This window comes from Mesorhizobium sp. P2_C4, assembly GCF_056404575.1.
Window position 1 is genome coordinate 1 of record NZ_JBFUDT010000006.1, and the last position, 18,259, is coordinate 18,259.

Below are 18,259 nucleotides of genomic sequence, written 5' to 3' on the forward strand. Positions count from 1 at the left end.
CCGAGAAGTCGGTGCCGCTGTCGACATCGCTGGCGTCGAGATCGCCGATTGCCGGCGAGGTGCCGGCCGTGCCGTTGGCAACGCCGGAGGCTTCGGTCAGCGAGCCGCTGGCATCGCCGGTGATCTCCGCCGCGTCATTGGCGCCGTTGATCGAGATGACGATGTCCTTGGTCGTGCCGTCCGAGGTCTGCACGGTGATGGTGTCGGTGAGTGCCGGATCGCCGGTGTTGAGCGCCTGGACGGCGGCGTTGTTGTCGTCGAGCGTATAGCTCCAGGTGCCGTTCGCATCGATGGAGAAGGTGCCATAGGTCTTGGCGACGGCGGCTTGTGGGTTGAAGGTCGCCGCATTGTCGACATCGGTCGCATTGAGATCGCCGAAGGCTGAGGCATCGCCTGGCGTGCCGTTGGCGACACCGCTCTTTTCCGTCACCGAGGTGTCTTCGGCACCGTTGACCGTGATCACCGCCGCGTCATTGGCGCCGTGGATGGTGATGTCGATCACCTTCTGGGTGCCGTCGGCGGTCGTGACCGTCACCAGCTCATGCAGCGTGGTGTTCGCTCCGGTGCTGTTGAGCGCCTGGACGGCCGCGTTGGTGTCGTCGAGCGTGTAGCTCCATGCACCGCTCGCATCGATGGAGAACGTGCCGTAGCTCTTGGCCACGCCGGACTGCACGGTAAACAGCGCTGAGCTGTCGACGTCGGTCGCGTTGAGATCGCCGGAAGCCGTCGCGTCGCCGGGCGTGCCATTGGCGACGCCGCTCTTTTCCGTGACGGAGGTGTCTTCAGCGCCGTTGACCGTGATCACCGCCGCGTCGTTGGCGCCGGTGAACTGAATGGTAGCCGTGGCCCAGCTTAGCGTGCCATTGCCGAGCTGAATGGCGTAGGTCACTTTGTCGGTGAGAACCTGCCCCTGCCCAAGTGCCTGCACCTGGGCGTCGATATCTGCCTTGTTGTAGTGGATCGTACCATCGGCGCTTATCCAGATGCGAGCGCCTAGAAGGCTCGTATTGGCGGTCGCGGGGAGCGCGGCGAGCGCTGCACTATCACTGGAGTATGTGATGTCGCGCACCAGTAGATCTGCCGGAGCATATGTCTTCGTTGCGGTCGACGCACTGATTGTGTCGTCGATGGAGTAGAGCTGTTTGGCCGCTCCTCCCAGATCGTTCGCCAATACATTCAGGATCAAGACGCCAGCGGCATCTTCCAAATAGGCAAGAAGATCGTCCTTCGCCTGCGGCGTGTTCGAGAACGACGTCGTGGTGCCGCCGGCACCGGTGACCTGAGTAGCCATATTTCACCCCCTGTTGTTTAACGACAGACGCCCCAACGCCTGTTTATTGACCGCCCTGAAAGACCAACTGCTCCTCATCGCACGATCGGCACACAAATTGGGGCGGAGGTGGATGTCAGCGCATCATCCAAGAAGCCGCAGCGCTACGAGCGGCCCGCCTAAGCTGGCCGTTTACAGACGGATGGCGGCTCGACGATGATGATGGCTGCGACGACATTGGTCGTCGCGCTGCGTTTCCCTACCCCACTACCCCAATTGCGTCGACCAACTCGTTGTTTTCGCATCACAAGTTTTAAGAAGACGCTAATATTAGGAGATTGTTAACTCTACCAGGAGCAAGCGTCAACGTCCAACTTGACGGAACAGTTAACAGTCCAAGTCAAAACATCCGCACGGTCCTAGGTAGCCGGCTGTATTTGCCGCTGACACTTGCTCTGTGGACTGGCCAGCGCCAGGGTGACCTGCTGCGCCTGACCTGGCAGCAGTATGACGGCAAGCTGATCCGCCTTCAGCAATCCAAAAACGGGAACGCGCGGGGTCATTCCAGTCGGCACGCCGTTGAAAAGCCGCGCTCGATGCAAAGCGCGGCAAGGCTGGCCAGGTCCTGCTCAACAGCGACGGCGTGCCCCAGAAATCGCGGCAATCACTGGTCTCAGCCTGCGCGACGTGAATGCAATTCTTGATTCCAACTATCTAAACCGCGATCCGGCGCTCGGCGAAGGCGCCATTCGCAAGCTCGAAACGGGAACAAGAATTTCCCGACCGCGCGTCCGACTGACACGAAATGTTCTAATGATGAAACGGGAAAATCGCTTTAAAATCAATTGGCTGGGGAACCTGGATTCGAACCAGGACTAACGGAGTCAGAGTCCGTGGGTCTACCGTTAACCTATTCCCCAGCAGGCGTGGTTTTTAGAAACCACGCAGGCGTGGCAGCCGACTGGCCGCGCGTGCCTTGTAGCCGCCGACGGAAAATAGTCAAGCCTGCCGAGCGTTTCAATCACCGGGTTTCGTCAGTCTGTTTCAGGTAGGCGCTTCAGGCAGTGCCTCAATCCGCAATACGCCCAAACTGTGAGCGTTCGAAGAACAGCACGATGCCGAGCGCGATCAGCAGCGGGATGATCAGGTAGAACAGCCGGAACACCAGCAATGCCGCCAGCACGCCGACCGGATCCATATGAGACAGGCCTGCCAGGAAGACGACCTCGAAGACGCCGAGCCCGCCCGGCGCATGCGAGATCTGCGCGATCGAGAACGACACCAGGAAGACGCCGAGCACTACAAAATAGCCGGGATTGCCTGCGGGTAGCGCAAAGAAGATGATCGCCGCTGCCGCCAAAAGTTCGATCGGGCCGATCAGCAATTGCCGCGCTACGATCGGCAGTGCCGGGTAGTGCAGCTGAAAACGGCCGATCGTCAGCGGCTTGAGATGCAGCCAGCTGCCGAAGATGTAGGCGCCGACCAGGATCAGCATGGCGAGGCCGGCGGCGATCGCCAGCCCATGGTGTGGGGCGCCGGAAAAGCGATCGATGATCTCGGGCTCCAGCACCAGTACGATGCCGGAGACGAAGATCGTCGACAGCATGAAGGTGATCCAGCAGATCGCCACCAGAATGCCGACATCCTGTCCGGTCAGGCCCCTGGTGCCGTAGGCGCGGTAGCGGATCACCGCGCCTGAAAACACCGAGCCGCCGATATTGTGCGACAGCGCATAGGTGGTGAAGGAGCAGAAGGTGACGAACAGCCACGAGACCTTTTTGCCGAGGTGCAGAAGCGCGATGTGGTCGTAGCCGGCGAGCGAGGCATAGGCGACCACCGAACTCAAGGCTGCCAGCACCCAGCCACGGGTGGGGATGGCGACGATGCCGGCCCAGACATCGTCGAGCGAGATGCCGCGCAATTCGTGCCAGAGCAGCAGCAGCGAAAAAATCACCGCCGCAATGCCGATGGCCGGCCAGAGATAGCGCCTCCAGTTCATGGCCCTCATGGCAGTGTCGTCATGCGTTGCAGCTCGGTTTCGGGTCGGGGCGCAAAGACGTGATCAGTTATTCACCCCTTCACTTGAGAAATGCCTTATTGAAGCCGGCTATTCAACCAGCAACACCTTGCTGCTGCCTGACGCCGGCAAAATTCGCCCCTTGCACTCTTGGTGATCCGGCCCGGCGCTGTTACTCTGGCCGCAACTTAAAACACATGAAAGCGCCTGCTGCGTCCGCCCCCCGGTTCGCGCGGTGCCGGAAGGAACTGAAGTGGAAGACCACGACACCGGCGTTGGCGCGCCGGAAGTGGGCGTGTCCAGGGCTTCGCCGCCGTCAGGCCAGGCAAGCCCATCCGCCGGGCGGCATCACGACCGCCGAGCGGGTCCCCAGTCCGGAGACGGGCAGGCAGGAGACGCCCAACATCAGAAGGGCAAGACGAGAAAGCGGCGCAAGCGCCGGCGCGGGCGCAAGGTTTTTGCGCGCGACGAAAATCAACCCGCAGGCCTCTCGGCGCCAGCCGCTATTATCGTCCCAGCCATCCAGCCGCCCGTGGCGGCCCCATTGCCTGCAACCCCGCCGGCAAGGCAGGAGCAGCGCGACTACCGGCCGCCGATGCAGGAACTGCCGGTCTTTGCCGCGCTCGATCTCGGCACCAATAATTGCCGGCTGCTGGTCGCGGTGCCGACGCGCCATGGCCAGTTCCGCGTCATTGACGCCTTCTCGCGCATCGTCAGGCTGGGCGAGGGGCTCACCGCCAATGGTCGGCTCGGCCAGCCGGCGATGGATCGTGCCGTCGAGGCGCTGAAAATCTGCGGCGACAAATTGCGCAACCGCAAGATCAGGAAGGCCAGGCTGATCGCCACCGAGGCCTGCCGCACCGCCGAAAACGGCATCGAGTTCCTCGACCGTGTCGAGCGCGAGGCCGGTCTGAAGCTCGAGATCATCGACCGCCAGACCGAGGCGCGGCTGGCGGTGTCGGGCTGCGGCTCGCTGGTCGAGCGCGACACGCAAGGTGTCGTGCTGTTCGACATTGGTGGCGGCTCATCGGAAATCGCGCTGATCGACCTTACCGGTCATCGCTCGCCACGGCTCGCCAACCACATCGTGTCGTGGACGTCGCTGCCGGTCGGCGTCGTCTCGCTGGCCGAGCGTTTTGGTGGCCGCACGGTGACGCGCGAGATCTTTGCCGCCATGGTCGAGGATGTCGCCGTGCGCCTGCGCGCCTTCGACGGCCGCGACCGGCTGGCCCACGTTCTGTCCAGCCCGAAATTCCATCTGCTCGGCACGTCCGGAACGGTGACGACGCTGGCCGGCGTTCACCTTGACCTCGAACGCTACGATCGTCGCCGCGTCGACGGGCTGTGGATGGACCGTGACAGCGTCGACCGCATGGTCGAAAAACTGGTCGGCTGGGATTTCCAGCAGCGCGTCGCCAACCCGTGCATCGGCGCCGACCGCGCCGATCTGGTGCTGGCCGGCTGCGCCATACTGGAAGCGATCCGCGCGGTGTGGCCGTCCGAGCGGCTGCGTGTCGCTGACCGAGGCTTGCGCGAAGGCATATTGAGCGAATTGATGGCCGACGACGGCGTCTGGCGCAACAGTGGGCGGGGCCGGCAATGACGAAGAAACCGGAGAAACCTGGGTCTGCCAGCATTCGCGTGCTGAAGACGCGGATCAAGAAGAAGAGCGGCCTGAAGGAATCGTCGCGCCGCTGGCTGCAGCGCCACATTAACGATCCCTATGTCCAGCGCTCCAAGGCCGACGGCTACCGCTCGCGCGCGGCCTACAAGCTGATCGAGATCGACGACAAGCATCATCTCTTGAAGCCGGGCATGAAGGTCATCGACCTCGGTGCCGCCCCCGGCGGCTGGTGCCAGGTGGCCGCGGCGCGGACAAAGTCGAGCGCCGAGAACCCGCATGTCGTCGGCATCGACTATCTCGAAATGGCCGCGGTGCCCGGCGCGCCGGTGCTGTTGATGGATTTCCTTGACCCCGAGGCGCCGCAAAAGCTTGCCGAGACGCTGGGCGGCCCACCCGACATCGTTCTGTCCGATATGGCGGCCCCGACCACCGGCCACAAAAGGACCGACCACATCCGCACCATGTATCTGTGCGAAGTGGCGGCCGATTTCGCGCTGGCTGTGCTGAAGCCGGGCGGCCATTTCCTCGCCAAGACCTTTCAGGGCGGCGCCGAAAACGAGCTGCTTTCCCTGCTCAAGCAGAATTTCCGCACGGTCCATCACGTCAAACCGCCAGCGTCGCGGGATGAGTCGGTGGAGCTGTATTTGTTAGCGAAAGATTTTAAGGGGCGAGAAGCTGGTCCGCCGCCAGGCGGATCGGAACGTCCAGTGGACGTTTCGAAAGCTTCGAGCGCCCGGAGCGATAGCGAAGGGCGGGGAGAGCCCGAAGCCTAAGCCAGCCGCATCAGTTTCCGGGCGGGCTCACCGGCTCCAGTTCCTTGGGCGTTGTCAGCCCGCCATGCCCCGACACTGCGTTGCCGGCATCGGGCGCCAGCCGCATGAACGACAGCGATGCCGCCGCCGAGACCGCCGCGACGACGAAGAAGGCGGTGTGGAAGTCGCTCAGCGTCAGCGGCCCGCCATGGACCGTCTGCGACACTTCCAGGATGCCGCCGGCCAGCGCCACGCCGAGCGCGATCGACAATTGCTGGAAGACGGCTGCGATCGGCGTCGCCTTGCTGGTGTCGGCAGCCGAAACCTCGGCGTAGGCCAGCGCGTTGACGCCGGTGAAGAACATCGAGCGGATGAAGCCGCCGGCCAGCAGCATGGCCAGGATCAGCGCATAGGGTGTGTCAGGCGTGAACAGGCCGTTGACAGCGATCGACGCCGCGGCGACCAGCGAACCGACGACGAGCACGCGACGGAAGCCGACGACCCGAAAAATCAGCGCAGTGACGAATTTCATGCCGATGGCGCCGATCGCCGAGACGAAGGTGATCATGCCCGACTGGAATGGCGTCAGCCCAAAGCCGATCTGGAACATCAGCGGCAACAGGAAGGGCACGGCACCGATGCCGATGCGGAATAGCCCGCCGCCGAGCACCGAGGAGCGGAACACCTGGTGGCGGAACAATTCGAGCGCCAGCAGCGGGTTTTTCGCATGGCGCGCATGCAGGAGGTAAAGCGCGCCCGAGGCCAGACCGACGGCGACGGTGATGAAGCCGGCCATCGGCGGCAACGCCGGCAGGCTGACGACCGACAGGCCGAAGACGACGCCTGAGGCGGCGAGCCCGCTCAGCACAAAACCGATGAAATCGAGCGGCGGCGTCTCGGTCGCTTCGGTTTGCGGCAGGAAGCGAGTGGCCAGCCAGATGCCGACCAGCCCGATCGGCACATTGATCAGGAAAATCCAGTGCCAGGTGAAATAGGTGGTGATGAAGCCGCCGATCGGTGGCCCGACCAGCGGTCCGACCAGGGCCGGAACGGTCAGCCATGACATGGCGGCGACCAGCTCGCTCTTGGGTGTCGCCCGCACCAGCACCAGGCGACCGACCGGGGTCATCATGGCGCCGCCAATGCCTTGCAGGAAGCGCGAGACCACGAAAGCCGGCAGCGAATCGGAGGCGGCGCAAGCGACCGAGCCGACGATGAACACGCCGATCGCGGCGCGAAACACGTTCTTGGCGCCGAAGCGGTCGGCCATCCAGCCACTGATTGGAATGAAGATCGCCAGCGACACCAGATAGGCGGTCAGCGCCAGCTTGAGCGCGATCGGGCTGGTATGGATGTCGATGGCGATCGCCGGCAGCGACGTCGCGATGACGGTCGAATCCATGTTTTCCATGAATAGGGCGACCGCCAGGATGAGCGGAATGGTGCGGTTCACAAAACGCGTCCGGACTTGATTCTTTGTGTCGTCGAACTTGATTCTTCGTGCCGTCGACTGGGGGCAAGCCGATATGAGGGGCGGTTATCATGGCTTAGCCCAGATGTCGCATTAAATTGCTGTCACGTTTGTGCGACCGGCAACCAGAGGTGGTGCATTTTTCGGCAAAATGTCACCTTTCCGGGAGCGTGCAATCATCGGCTTTTCATCGGCGCCGCGACGTGTTACCAGCCAGCGCCAATCCTGAAAGGGAAGAAACGAGTCGGCGCTGTCCATTGCGGTCCAGCGCTTTTTTGTATTCGAAGGACTGGCCATGGCAAAAATCATCGAAACGTCCACCGGCGCGCTGGCGCTGACCTTTGACGACGTGCTGCTGCAGCCCGGTCATTCCGAGGTCATGCCCGGCGAGACCGATATCCGCACCCGCATTGCCGGCGACATCGACCTCAACGTGCCGATCCTGTCGGCCGCCATGGACACCGTCACCGAGGCGCGGCTGGCCATCGCCATGGCCCAGGCCGGCGGTATCGGCGTCATCCACCGCAATTTCTCGCCGGCCGAACAGGCCGAGCAGGTGCGGCAGGTCAAGAAATTCGAATCCGGCATGGTGGTCAATCCGGTCACCATCGGCCCCGACGCCACGCTTGCCGACGCGCTCGGCCTGATGCGCACCTATTCGATTTCAGGCATTCCGGTGGTTGAGAATGGCGGCACAGGCGGCCAGAAAGTCGGCCGGCTGATCGGCATCCTGACCAACCGCGACGTCCGCTTTGCTTCCGACCCGGCGCAAAAAGTCTACGAGCTGATGACCCGTGAGAATTTGATCACGGTGAAGGAGAATGTCGACCAGGACGAGGCCAAGCGGCTCTTGCACCAGCACCGCATCGAAAAGCTGGTCGTGGTCGACAAATCAGGCAATTGCGTCGGCCTGATCACCGTCAAGGACATCGAGAAGTCGCAGCTCAACCCGCACGCCACCAAGGACGCGCAGGGACGCCTGCGCGCTGCCGCCGCCACCAGCGTCGGCGATGACGGTTTCGAGCGCGCCGAGCGCCTGATCGATGCCGGCGTCGACCTTCTGGTCATCGACACCGCGCATGGCCATTCGCAGCGCGTGCTCGACGCGGTGACGCGGGCGAAAAAACTGTCCAATTCGGTGCGCATCCTGGCCGGCAACGTCGCCACCGCGGAAGGCACGCTGGCGCTGATCGATGCCGGCGCCGACGCCGTCAAGGTCGGCATCGGACCCGGCTCCATCTGCACCACCCGCATCGTCGCCGGTGTCGGCGTGCCGCAGCTGTCGGCGATCATGTCGGCGGTCGAGACCGCGCATCGGTCGGGTGTCTCGGTCATCGCCGATGGCGGCATCAAATATTCCGGCGATCTCGCCAAGGCGCTCGCCGCCGGCGCCAGCGCTGCCATGATCGGCTCGCTGCTGGCCGGAACCGATGAAAGCCCGGGCGAGGTCTACCTGCATCAGGGCCGCTCCTTCAAGGCCTACCGTGGCATGGGCTCGGTCGGGGCCATGGCCCGCGGCTCGGCCGATCGCTACTTTCAGGCCGAGGTGCGCGACACGCTGAAGCTGGTTCCGGAAGGCATTGAAGGGCAGGTTCCCTACAAAGGACCTGTGTCTGGCGTGCTGCACCAGCTTGCAGGCGGCCTGAAAGCCGCTATGGGTTATGTCGGCGGCCGCGACCTTGCAGACTTTCGCGAACGCGCCACCTTTGTGCGCATATCCAATGCCGGACTTCGTGAAAGCCACGCCCATGACGTCACGATTACCCGCGAAAGCCCGAACTATCCCGGCGGAGCCTGATCAGCCCGTTCAGTATGCGCTCTGGCGCGGCCTGACGGGCATGATCCTGCGGCTGTCGCGCCATGCCGCCGCACTCTGTGTGGTTTCAGCGGCGGTCTTCATCGTCATGACCGCCATGGAGTTCTTCTATTTTCGCCGGTTGAGCGGCGGGCTGTCGTCGCTCGACCTGCGCTTTGCCGGCTTCACCCCGGACGAGGGCATGGCCTGGCTGACGGCGCTCGGCCGGCGCGGCAGCGAGATCATCCTGGTCTGGCACTATCTCACCTTCGACCTGTTGTTCCCGGCGCTGCTGTCGGTGACCATGGTCAGCCTGATCCTCGCCACCGGGCGGCGGCTGAAGAATTTTCGTGCCTTGCCGACGCAGCTGCAATCGCTGGTCGCGCTGGTTCTGGTGCTGCCCTACACGCTTGCCGACTATGCGCAGAACATCGCGGTTGCGCGGCTTTTGTCCGATTTCCTGTCGGCCAATCCGGATTCGCTGTCTTTCGCCTCGTCGCTGATCGTCACCAAATTCGCGCTTCTGGCGGTGCCGGCGATCGTCATTGCAGCTTTAACCCTGGCCGGCCAGCGGCGCCCGGCGTGAGCCAAGATCTAACAGGGCAGGGAATATTCCATGAACCAGACCGCGATCTTCTGGCCGATGCTGGCGCAGGTTCTGCTGGTCTATCTCGTCTATCTTGTGATGGCCCGGCGCCGCTACGGCGCGGTCAGATCAGGCGAGGCCAAGGTTGGTCAATACAAGGCGCGTACGACCGAGCCGGCGTCCAGCGTCACCGTCGCCAACAACCTCATCAACCAGTTCGAACTGCCGGTGCTTTTCTACGTCCTGTGCCTGGCGCTGCATCTGACCAATGGCGTCAACTACCTGACGCTGGCGCTGGTGTGGATTTTCGTGATTTCCCGCTATGCCCACGCCTGGGTGCACCTCACCAGCAACAATCTCCGCTTTCGCAGCCGCGCCTTCTATGTGGGCGCGGTGGTTCTGTTGCTGGCATGGATCTGGTTCGCGCTGCACCTGCTCGGAGCGGTTTGAGCAGTTGTTACCCTCCCCCTTGTGGGGAGGGTCGTTCCGCAGAGCGGAGCGGGGTGGGGGTTCAGTGCCTAAAGGTCGAACACCGCTATCTTGCGCTTGTCGAACTTGATGCCGATCTCGCCGCGCACCAGCTTCAGCGCGCTCTCGCCGAACACGGCGCGCCGCCAGCCCTGCAGCGCCGGCACGTCGGCGGCCTCGCCCTCGGCGGCGATGCGGTCGATATCGTCGCTGGAGGCCAGCACCTTCGAGGCGACGCCTTCCTTTTCGGCGACGATGCGCAGCAGCACTTTCAGCAGTTCGGCCGCAGCGCTTGAGCCTTCCGGCGGCTGAAAACTCTTGGGCAGCTTCGGCATCTCTTCCCTGGGCAAGGCGAGCGCCGTGGCGGTCACGCCAAGCAGCGCCGTTGCCGTCGACGAGCGTTCCCAGCCCTTCGGCGTGGTGCGCAGCTTGCCAAGGGCTGCCGCATCGCGCGGCGCCTGCTGGGCGATTTCGTAGATGGCGTCGTCCTTGAGCACCCGGCCGCGCGGCACGTTGCGTTCGCGCGCCTCGCGCTCGCGCCAGGCGGCCACCGCTTGCACGATTGCCAGCTCCTGCGGCTTGCGCAGCCGCATCTTCAGCCGCTTCCAGGCATCTTCGGGATGCGGATCGTAGGTCTCGCGCGAGGTCAGAACCTCCATCTCTTCGTTCAGCCAATGGGCGCGGTTTTCGCGCTCCAGTTCGGCGCTGAGGTGCCGGTAGACATCGATCAAATGGGTGACGTCGGCCAGCGCGTAGTCGAGCTGCTTGTCGGACAGCGGCCGGTGGCGCCAATCGGTGAAACGCGAGGACTTGTCCAGCCTGGCACCGGTGATCCGCTGCACCAACTGGTCGTAGGAGACGCTGTCGCCGAAGCCGCAGACCATCGCCGCCACCTGGGTGTCGAACACCGGATGCGGCACCAGATCGCCGAGATGGACGATGATTTCGATGTCCTGGCGCGCCGCATGGAAGACTTTGACCACCGCCTCATTGGCCATCAGCTTGAAGAAAGGCTTCAGGTCGATGTCGGGCGACAATGGATCGATCAGCGCCGTCACGCCCGGCGCCGCCATCTGGATCAGGCACAGGATCGGCCAGAAGGTCGTCTCGCGAATGAACTCGGTGTCGACGGTGACGAAATCCGCCTTTTCGAAAGCGGCGAGAACGGTCTCGAGTTCATTCTGGGTGGTGATGACGTGCATCAAATCGCTTTTGGCAAGGGTACGGTCTCTTTCAATTTCAGCCGCGCGGCCTTTCGTCAAGCCGCAGCCCCTTGATCAGGGGTCCGCGGAGCCGTCGGAATCGCCGCTGCGCCTCGCCAACCGGGCGAAAACCGTCGATGTGCGCAAAAGCGCGATGAACCGGCTGCGGTGATCGGCCGGCACGCCGGAGCGCACTTGCATGCGGTAGAGGATGACGACGATGAAGACGGCGTAGACGGTGGCGCTGAACACAAACAGCGCGCTTGGCCCGAAATATTGCATCGCCGTCGAGGCGGCGAACGGCCCGCCAATGGCGCCAAAGGAATAAAAGAGCATCAAGGCCGCGTTGATCAGCACGAACTCGCCCTTGTCGGCGCGGTCGTTGGAATGCGCCGCCGACAGCGAATAGAGCGGCATGGCAAAACAGCCGAAGATGAAGATGATGATGAAGTTCAGCGTCGGGTTGGTGCCCGCCACAAATACCAGTGCCAGCGCCGCAAACATGGCGCAGCAGGTGGTGATCAAGAGCACCCGGCGCCGGTCCCAGCGGTCGGAGAGATAGCCGAGCGGATACTGGATGATGGCGCCGCCGAAAATGCCGACGCTGACAAAGGTGACGACATCGGCGACCGACATGCCGATCTGTTCGGCATAGACCGGCGACAGCGTCCGAAAGGCGCTGTTGGTGACGCCGACGGCGATGCAGCCGAAGCAGCCGAGTGGCGAAATCCGCCAGACCCGCGCCAGGTCGAGCTTGACCTCTTCGGGCGGCGCCGGGTTGGAGCGATCACCGAGCGAGACCGGCACCAACGACAGCGTGATCATGATCGACATGATGGCGAAGATGGCAAAACCGCCGGCGCCAAAAATCGGGATGAGGAACTGCGCGCCGGTCACCGAACCGATGTCGACCATGCGGTAGATGGCCAGCACCCGTGCGCGGTCCTTGTTGGCGACCCCGGAATTAAGCCATGCCTCCATGATGGTGAACAGCCCGGCAAAACAGAAGCCGCCGGCAAAGCGCACCGCGCACCACATCACCGGATCGATGACCAGCACCAACAGCAGCGTACCGGCGGAGGCGATCGCGGCCAGCGCCGCGAAGGCACGCACATGGCCGACGGCCTTCATGATGCGGGTGACGGCGAGGCAACCGAGCAGGAAGCCGGCGAAATAGAAGGTGCCCATCAGGCCGATGGACGAGGCCGGAAACCCTTCCTGCGCGCCGCGCAGCGCGATCAAGGTGCTCTGCAACCCATTGCCGCCAAGCAGGATGCCGGCGGCGAGAAGGAGCGGGATCAGCGGGCGGATCGAGGACATGAAGGACCGCGGTTGGATGGCTATGCTTTTCTGAACCATCGGTGCGGCCATTGCCAGCGGCTTATCCGCCAACAGGGCGTCTTGTTGCGACGCCCCCGGCCTTTACCTGCGAGCCTCGTTCATGCCTCGCCGACCTCAGCCGGCATTTTCCGCCGTGCCGTGCCGGACGCCTCACCCGATGGCGTCGAGGACTTGTCCGACGGCGCCCGTCGGCCAAGCGATCCGGCGGTCAGCAGGCTGAGCACGATGAACGGGATGCCGATGGCAAAGGCCGAGCGGATGCCCCAATGCTCCGAGACGAAGCCGAGCAGCGGCGGACCGAGCAGGAAGGCGACGAAGGAGATTTGCGACAGCGCTGCGACATTGATTGCCGCGGGGCGATCCGTCCGCTGGGCCGCCGCGGAAATCGCCAGCGGAAAGAGCGCGCTGCTGCCGATGCCCAGAAGGGCAAAGCCCAGCATGGACAGGAACGGGGCAGGCGACAGGACGACCAGCAGCACGCCCGCCGCCATGCTCGCCAACAGCACGCGCGCCACGCCGCTTGGCGAGTGGCGCTCGACGAAGCTATCGGCGAAGAAGCGCGTGGTTGCCTGCGAAAAGGCAAACAGCGCCACCGTGAAGCCGGCGACGAAAGGGCCCGATTCGAAGACGGTGCGCATATAGATCGCCGACCAGTCCATGCTGGCGCCTTCCATCAGCATTGCCGACAGCGTCACCGCGACAAGGACGAGGATCGGCAGCGTCGGGCGCGCCAGCATCGGCGCCTTGTCGCCATTGCCGGCAAAGCGGCTTGGCGCAGGCTGGTAACCACCGAGAAACAGCGCCATCGATATCGCCACCATCGGCACGACCATCGCCAGGTGCAATTGTGGCGACACGCCGAGATGCGCCAGCGCCGCGCCGAACAGGCCAGCGCCGAAGAAGCCTATGCTCCAGAACGAATGCGCCCGGTTCATGATCCGACGTTTCAACAGGAATTCGGTCCTGTCGGCCTCGACATTGAGCATGATCTCGATGCTGCCGATCATCAGCCCGACCGGGAACAGCATGAGGAACAGGGAGACCGGCCCCGGCGCATGCACCGCGATGGCGTAGGCGACCGTCAGCAGCGGAACCAGACCTAGCAGCGCGCGGCGGAAGCCGATGCGCTCCAGTATCGGCGTCGCCAGCGTCAGCGCGGTCAAAGTGCCGATCGGCGTGCCGATCAGGCTGAGCCCCAGCGTGCCGTCCTGGATGTCCATGGCGTGCTTGATGTCGGGCAGCCGCGGAAAAATGTTGCCCATGCCAAACGAATAGATCGCAAACCCGGCGTAGACCCGGTGTTGGGGGGCGAGGCTGAGGCCAAAAATCATCGCGATGCTTTCAATGAAGGAGAGGCCGCCGGCTGGCTTGTCCAACCGTAGGCGCGCCTCGCTTCTTGCATAAACATGCAAAACATGCAAGAACGTGTATAAAGAAACAGGATCACGCAATGCTCACCGATGAACGGCATCAGCTTATCCGCGACCGGCTTGCGGCGCAGGGCAGGGTATTGGCCGGCGAGCTAGCAACCCGCTTCGGCGTTTCGGAGGATACGGTCCGCCGCGACCTGAGGGAGCTGGCAAAGGCCGGGCAGTGCCGCCGCGTCTATGGCGGCGCGGTCGCTCCGGCGCCCTTCGCCGCGGCGCCTGTCGGCCTGCGCGGTGGCCATGCGGTCGAGGAGAAGATGCGGTTGGCGAGCGCGGCGGTGACGCTGCTCTCCAGCGGGCAGAGCCTGTTCATCGATGGCGGCACCACCAACGCCGCGATCGCCAGGGCCATTCCGCGCGACCTCGAACTGACCATAGCCACCAATTCGCTTGGTGTCGCTTCGGCTCTCTCCGATCATCCCCTGGTCGAACTGATTGTGTTGGGCGGCAGGTTCGACCGCGAGCTTGGAACTTGCGTCGGCGGCGATACGCTGGCCGCCATCGCGCAGCTTGGCGCCGACCTGTTTTTCCTGGGTTCCTGTGGTCTCGATGCCGCACGCGGCGTGACGGCTTTCGATTCGGCGGAGGCCGAAGTGAAGCGGGCGATGGCCAGGAACAGCGCCGGCATCGTCATTGCGGTCACCAACGACAAGCTGGCCACCGCCGCACCCTACCGCGTCGCCGGGCCCGAAGCGATCCGCCATCTGGTGGTCGAAAAGACCGCGCCGGCCGCGATCCTCGCCGATTTCGAACGGCAGGGCGCTGAAATCCACTTCGCCTGAACAGGCAGCGCCCCAGTCCGCTTGCCTTGACAAAGCTGGCCTCTCATGCGCTTTTCGCGCAAATTTCGAGCCGGGCCATCGGCCCGCAACCCAGCATCCGGACTTAATCCCTATGACAATGCATCGTTACCGCAGCCATACCTGTGCCCAATTGCGAAAGAGCGACGTCGGCGCTTCCGTTCGCCTGTCGGGCTGGGTGCATCGCGTGCGCGACCATGGCGGCCTGCTGTTCATCGACCTACGCGACCATTACGGCCTGACCCAGATCGTCGCCGACCCGGATTCGCCGGCTTTCAAGATCGCCGAGACCGTTCGCGGCGAGTGGGTCATCCGCGTCGACGGCGAGGTCAAGGCGCGTTTGCCGGAGACCACCAATGCCAATTTGCCGACCGGTGAGATCGAGATTTTCGCCCGCGAGATCGAAGTGCTGTCGGCGGCCAAGGAACTGCCGCTGCCGGTGTTCGGCGAACCGGATTATCCGGAAGACATTCGCCTGAAGTATCGCTTCCTCGATCTGCGCCGCGAAACGCTGCACAAGAACATCGTGGCACGCACCAAGATCATCGCCGAAATGCGCAAGCGCATGGGCGAGGTCGGCTTCACCGAATTCTCGACGCCGATCCTGACCGCGTCGTCGCCGGAAGGCGCGCGCGACTTCCTGGTGCCGTCGCGCATCCATCCCGGCACCTTCTACGCGTTGCCGCAGGCGCCGCAGCAGTACAAGCAATTGATCATGGTGTCGGGCTTTGACCGCTACTTCCAGATCGCGCCGTGTTTCCGCGACGAGGACCCGCGCGCCGACCGTCTGCCGGGCGAATTCTACCAGCTCGATTTGGAGATGAGCTTCGTCGAGCAGGACGATGTTCTGTCGACCATGGAACCGGTGATGCGGGGCGTGTTCGAGGCTTTCGCCAACGGCAAGCCGGTGACGCAAAACTTCCAGCGCATCCCTTATGACGTGGCGATGCGCAAATACGGTTCCGACAAGCCCGACTTGCGCAACCCGATCGAGATGCAGTCCGTCTCCGATCATTTTCGCGAGTCCGGCTTCAAGGTGTTCGCCAACATCCTGGCCAACGATCCGAAGGCCGAGATCTGGGCCATTCCAGCCAAGACCGGCGGTTCACGCGCCTTCTGCGACCGCATGAATTCCTGGGCGCAAGGCGAGGGCCAGCCGGGTCTTGGCTACATCTTCTGGCGCAAGGAGGGCGAAAAGCTCGAAGGCGCCGGGCCGCTGGCCAAGAACATCGGCGAGGAACGCACCGAAGCGATCCGTCTCCAACTCGGCCTTGCCGACGGCGACGCCGCTTTCTTCGTCGCCGGCGACCCGAAGAAGTTCGTCTCCTTCGCCGGTGCCGCGCGCACGCGCACCGGCGAGGAACTGAACCTTGTCGACCGCGAGCGTTTTGAACTGTGCTGGATCGTCGACTTCCCGTTCTTCGAATGGAATGAGGACGAGAAGAAGATCGATTTCGCCCACAATCCGTTCTCCATGCCGCAGGGCGGCATCGACGCGCTCAATGGCGACGACCTGCTCGGCATCAAGGCATTCCAGTACGACATGGTCTGCAACGGCTTCGAGATCGCCTCCGGCGGTATTCGCAACCATCTGCCAGAGACCATGGTCAAGGCGTTCGAGACGGTCGGGCTGGACCGCGCAACGGTCGAGGAGCGTTTTGGCGGCCTCTACCGCGCCTTCCAGTACGGCGCGCCGCCGCATGGTGGCATGGCGGCGGGTGTCGACCGCGTCGTCATGCTGCTGGTCGGGGCCAAGAACCTGCGCGAAATCACCATGTTCCCGATGAACCAGCAGGCTTACGATTTGCTGATGAACGCGCCCTCGGAGGCGAGCCCGCAGCAGCTTCGCGACTTGTCGCTGCGCGTCGCCGTGGCCAAGAAAGAGGTTTAAAAACCTCGCACAAGCGATTCTATTGATTCGCAAAAGCAGTATTCGATCCACAAAAAAGCCCGGCATCGCTGCCGGGCTTTTTGCATTTGAAAGCGCGCGTCTATCAGTCTTCGTTCGCCTTGACGTGGACGCCGAGCGTCTTCGGCAGGTCGTACGGGTTGGACATGGCGCCCGCCATGATCAGCGCGAACGGCACCGATGCCGGCGGCTCGGCCGAAATCTCGATGCTCTGCGGATCGTCGAGATATTTGTTCACGGCGGCCGACACCTCAGCCGTCAGCTCGGGATTGTTGAGCTGCGCCATGCCGAAGGGCACGATCGCCTTGGCCTGGTTGGCGATGTCCTTGCCGGACATGCCTTGCTGCTTGCCGAAATAATCCAGCAGCTTGCCGGTCAGCGAATCGTCGTCGAAGCGGATCGAGGTGCTGTTGAACGAAAGCTGCTGCAACAGGCCGAGCATGGCCATGCCTTGCGCCGAATTGTCGGCGCCTTCGGGCTGCGCCGCCATCTTCTTCTGCATTTCCTGCATCGACTTGACGAAATCGAGCGTGTAGCCGCCGAGATCGAAGGTGAAGCCGAGCGTGCCGGCATTGTCGACGGAGATATCGGATTTCGACAGTTCCATCTTGCCGTCGGCAGGCTGCCAGGTGCCGGCCATTTCGATATTGCCTGATATGTTCTGGTAGCCCAGCGCTTCGATCGCTGCCTTGGACTGGGCATCGTCGACGAGGGAGAGGTCGCCGTTGAATTTTTCCGTGGTCATGGAGAATTCCATGGCCTTGCCGTCGGCCGGCGGGGTCATTTCGACAGCGAGCCCGTCCATCGAGAAGGCTGTCTTGTCGGCGACTTTCACCGTCATGTTGGCGAGTTCGGCCGATTTGTACATCATCAGCGAACCCAGCGGGCCGGTGGCGCCGTCGGCCGGAACGGACATGTCGTGGATCACGAAGGGGCTGAGATCGAGCGTGACACCATCCTTGCTGTGCGTGAACGCCGAGGTCGAGACGGTCCCGATATCGAAGCCGCCATTGGCCTCGGTCACGCCTTCAAGTTTGACGTCGCCAATCGGCAGCGCTTCCTTTTCTGCCGCCGGTTTCACGGAGACGCCCTGCAGCACCATGTTTGAGTCGTCGCCGGTCACGCCGGTCCAGGTGATGTCGACGCCCTGGGCGGCGGCCAACGCTTTCAGCCGGTCGGCGACCGCCGTGTTCTGTGCAAGGGCCGCGTTCAGAGGCAGCGTCAGCAGGAAGGTCGAAAGAGCGAGTTTGTAAAATGAGCGTTGGATTGTCATTGCAAGTCCCCTGAGATGTCCTGGAAAGAATGGTTTCATTCGTTGCGCCGTCACCATTCCGTGACGAACTGGACCGGATAAAGGCATTTGTCCATTAGAATGGCCGAAAATCACGGCGAAACGCAAACCCGATCCTCAGCCTTTGCGTGATGCGGTGAATTTGTCATGAAGATCGGGCTCCGCGTCGTCGCGTCATGCCTTAGACAGCGCGTGTAACAGGTTGATGTTGGCAGGCGCCCGCACCGCTTCCGATGCTGTTGCACATCGTCGGCAAATTGGAGTGCCCGCGCCGGCAAATCAGTGAAATCCATCACACTGGGTGGT

General features: G+C 63.2%; 15 protein-coding genes and 1 tRNA gene. 7 read left to right on the plus strand and 9 right to left on the minus strand.

Translation table 11 applies throughout. From position 1 onward, the window contains the following. The 3 genes from AC1DX6_RS21855 to AC1DX6_RS21865 all read right to left on the minus strand — a co-directional run. The coding region (locus AC1DX6_RS21855) for a VCBS domain-containing protein (RefSeq protein ID WP_477317167.1) at positions 1-1,291 on the minus strand (1,291 nt) is incomplete at its 3' end. An 825-nt stretch (positions 1,292-2,116) separates the two neighbouring features. Then, positions 2,117-2,190 (minus strand) — tRNA-Gln (locus AC1DX6_RS21860). A 149-nt stretch (positions 2,191-2,339) separates the two neighbouring features. Next, complete coding sequence (locus AC1DX6_RS21865) at positions 2,340-3,269, minus strand: lysylphosphatidylglycerol synthase domain-containing protein (protein ID WP_477317168.1); 930 nt, start codon at positions 3,267-3,269, stop codon at positions 2,340-2,342. 271 nt (positions 3,270-3,540) lie between these two features. Between AC1DX6_RS21865 and AC1DX6_RS21870 the strand changes: the two genes are divergently transcribed. Together AC1DX6_RS21870 and AC1DX6_RS21875 are read left to right on the plus strand one after the other, a co-directional pair. Next, positions 3,541-4,890, plus strand: coding sequence for a Ppx/GppA phosphatase family protein (locus AC1DX6_RS21870; RefSeq protein ID WP_477317169.1), 1,350 nt, complete (start codon positions 3,541-3,543; stop codon positions 4,888-4,890). Continuing rightward, positions 4,887-5,684 carry an RlmE family RNA methyltransferase gene (locus AC1DX6_RS21875; RefSeq protein WP_477317171.1) on the plus strand — a complete coding sequence of 266 codons (798 nt, stop codon included), beginning with the start codon at positions 4,887-4,889 and terminating at the stop codon, positions 5,682-5,684. Before AC1DX6_RS21870 ends, AC1DX6_RS21875 begins: the two co-directional genes overlap by 4 nt. Positions 5,685-5,694: 10 nt before the next feature. Here the strand turns inward: AC1DX6_RS21875 and AC1DX6_RS21880 are convergent, their stop codons facing one another. Together AC1DX6_RS21880 and AC1DX6_RS21885 are read right to left on the minus strand one after the other, a co-directional pair. Continuing rightward, on the minus strand, positions 5,695-7,116 hold the full coding sequence (locus AC1DX6_RS21880; RefSeq protein ID WP_477317173.1) for an MFS transporter: 1,422 nt from the start codon (positions 7,114-7,116) through the stop codon (positions 5,695-5,697). A 111-nt stretch (positions 7,117-7,227) separates the two neighbouring features. Next, a complete protein-coding gene (locus AC1DX6_RS21885; protein ID WP_477317175.1) occupies positions 7,228-7,443 on the minus strand; it encodes a hypothetical protein in 216 nt (71 codons plus the stop codon). Here AC1DX6_RS21885 and guaB point away from each other — a divergent pair. From guaB to AC1DX6_RS21900, 3 genes are read left to right on the plus strand one after another with little or no spacing between them, the layout of a single operon-like run. Beyond that, positions 7,430-8,932, plus strand: a complete 1,503-nt coding sequence (guaB, locus tag AC1DX6_RS21890) for an IMP dehydrogenase (protein ID WP_477317177.1) — start codon at positions 7,430-7,432, stop codon at positions 8,930-8,932. The genes AC1DX6_RS21885 and guaB overlap by 14 nt on opposite strands. Before the next feature lie 40 nt (positions 8,933-8,972). Next, positions 8,973-9,515, plus strand: coding sequence for a hypothetical protein (locus AC1DX6_RS21895; RefSeq protein ID WP_477317179.1), 543 nt, complete (start codon positions 8,973-8,975; stop codon positions 9,513-9,515). 30 nt (positions 9,516-9,545) lie between these two features. Further along, a complete protein-coding gene (locus AC1DX6_RS21900; protein WP_477317181.1) occupies positions 9,546-9,965 on the plus strand; it encodes an MAPEG family protein in 420 nt (139 codons plus the stop codon). Between the two features lie 68 nt (positions 9,966-10,033). Here AC1DX6_RS21900 and rnd read toward each other — a convergent pair whose 3' ends face one another. The 3 genes from rnd to AC1DX6_RS21915 all read right to left on the minus strand — a co-directional run bounded on the left by rnd (position 10,034) and on the right by AC1DX6_RS21915 (position 13,902). Further along, positions 10,034-11,185: a ribonuclease D gene (gene rnd / locus AC1DX6_RS21905; RefSeq protein WP_477317735.1), complete on the minus strand. Its 1,152-nt coding sequence runs from the start codon at positions 11,183-11,185 to the stop codon at positions 10,034-10,036. 75 nt (positions 11,186-11,260) lie between these two features. Beyond that, positions 11,261-12,505 carry an MFS transporter gene (locus AC1DX6_RS21910; protein ID WP_477317183.1) on the minus strand — a complete coding sequence of 415 codons (1,245 nt, stop codon included), beginning with the start codon at positions 12,503-12,505 and terminating at the stop codon, positions 11,261-11,263. A 119-nt stretch (positions 12,506-12,624) separates the two neighbouring features. Further along, complete coding sequence (locus AC1DX6_RS21915; protein WP_477317185.1) at positions 12,625-13,902, minus strand: MFS transporter; 1,278 nt, start codon at positions 13,900-13,902, stop codon at positions 12,625-12,627. Between the two features lie 74 nt (positions 13,903-13,976). Between AC1DX6_RS21915 and AC1DX6_RS21920 the strand changes: the two genes are divergently transcribed. Both AC1DX6_RS21920 and aspS read left to right on the plus strand, forming a co-directional pair. Continuing rightward, positions 13,977-14,735: a DeoR/GlpR family DNA-binding transcription regulator gene (locus AC1DX6_RS21920; RefSeq protein ID WP_477317187.1), complete on the plus strand. Its 759-nt coding sequence runs from the start codon at positions 13,977-13,979 to the stop codon at positions 14,733-14,735. A 118-nt stretch (positions 14,736-14,853) separates the two neighbouring features. Continuing rightward, the gene (gene aspS, locus AC1DX6_RS21925; protein WP_477317737.1) at positions 14,854-16,644 is read left to right on the plus strand and encodes an aspartate--tRNA ligase; all 1,791 of its coding nucleotides are present in this window, start codon (positions 14,854-14,856) and stop codon (positions 16,642-16,644) included. A gap of 103 nt (positions 16,645-16,747) precedes the next feature. On the opposite strand, the gene AC1DX6_RS21930 is transcribed toward aspS, so the two are convergent. Then, complete coding sequence (locus AC1DX6_RS21930; protein WP_477317189.1) at positions 16,748-17,935, minus strand: hypothetical protein; 1,188 nt, start codon at positions 17,933-17,935, stop codon at positions 16,748-16,750. Between the last annotated feature and the right edge of the window lie 324 nt (positions 17,936-18,259).

Bases quoted from the DNA above. Each gene is read 5' to 3' on its own strand.
- AC1DX6_RS21865 (WP_477317168.1), bottom strand. From the start codon at position 3,269: ATGAACTGGAGGCGCTATCTCTGGCCGGCCATCGGCATTGCGGCGGTG.
- AC1DX6_RS21875 (WP_477317171.1), top strand. From the start codon at position 4,887: ATGACGAAGAAACCGGAGAAACCTGGGTCTGCCAGCATTCGCGTGCTG.
- guaB (WP_477317177.1), top strand. From the start codon at position 7,430: ATGGCAAAAATCATCGAAACGTCCACCGGCGCGCTGGCGCTGACCTTT.
- AC1DX6_RS21885 (WP_477317175.1), bottom strand. From the start codon at position 7,443: ATGATTTTTGCCATGGCCAGTCCTTCGAATACAAAAAAGCGCTGGACC.
- AC1DX6_RS21895 (WP_477317179.1), top strand. From the start codon at position 8,973: ATGATCCTGCGGCTGTCGCGCCATGCCGCCGCACTCTGTGTGGTTTCA.
- AC1DX6_RS21900 (WP_477317181.1), top strand. From the start codon at position 9,546: ATGAACCAGACCGCGATCTTCTGGCCGATGCTGGCGCAGGTTCTGCTG.
- rnd (WP_477317735.1), bottom strand. From the start codon at position 11,185: ATGCACGTCATCACCACCCAGAATGAACTCGAGACCGTTCTCGCCGCT.
- AC1DX6_RS21910 (WP_477317183.1), bottom strand. From the start codon at position 12,505: ATGTCCTCGATCCGCCCGCTGATCCCGCTCCTTCTCGCCGCCGGCATC.
- AC1DX6_RS21920 (WP_477317187.1), top strand. From the start codon at position 13,977: ATGCTCACCGATGAACGGCATCAGCTTATCCGCGACCGGCTTGCGGCG.
- aspS (WP_477317737.1), top strand. From the start codon at position 14,854: ATGCATCGTTACCGCAGCCATACCTGTGCCCAATTGCGAAAGAGCGAC.
- AC1DX6_RS21930 (WP_477317189.1), bottom strand. From the start codon at position 17,935: ATGACAATCCAACGCTCATTTTACAAACTCGCTCTTTCGACCTTCCTG.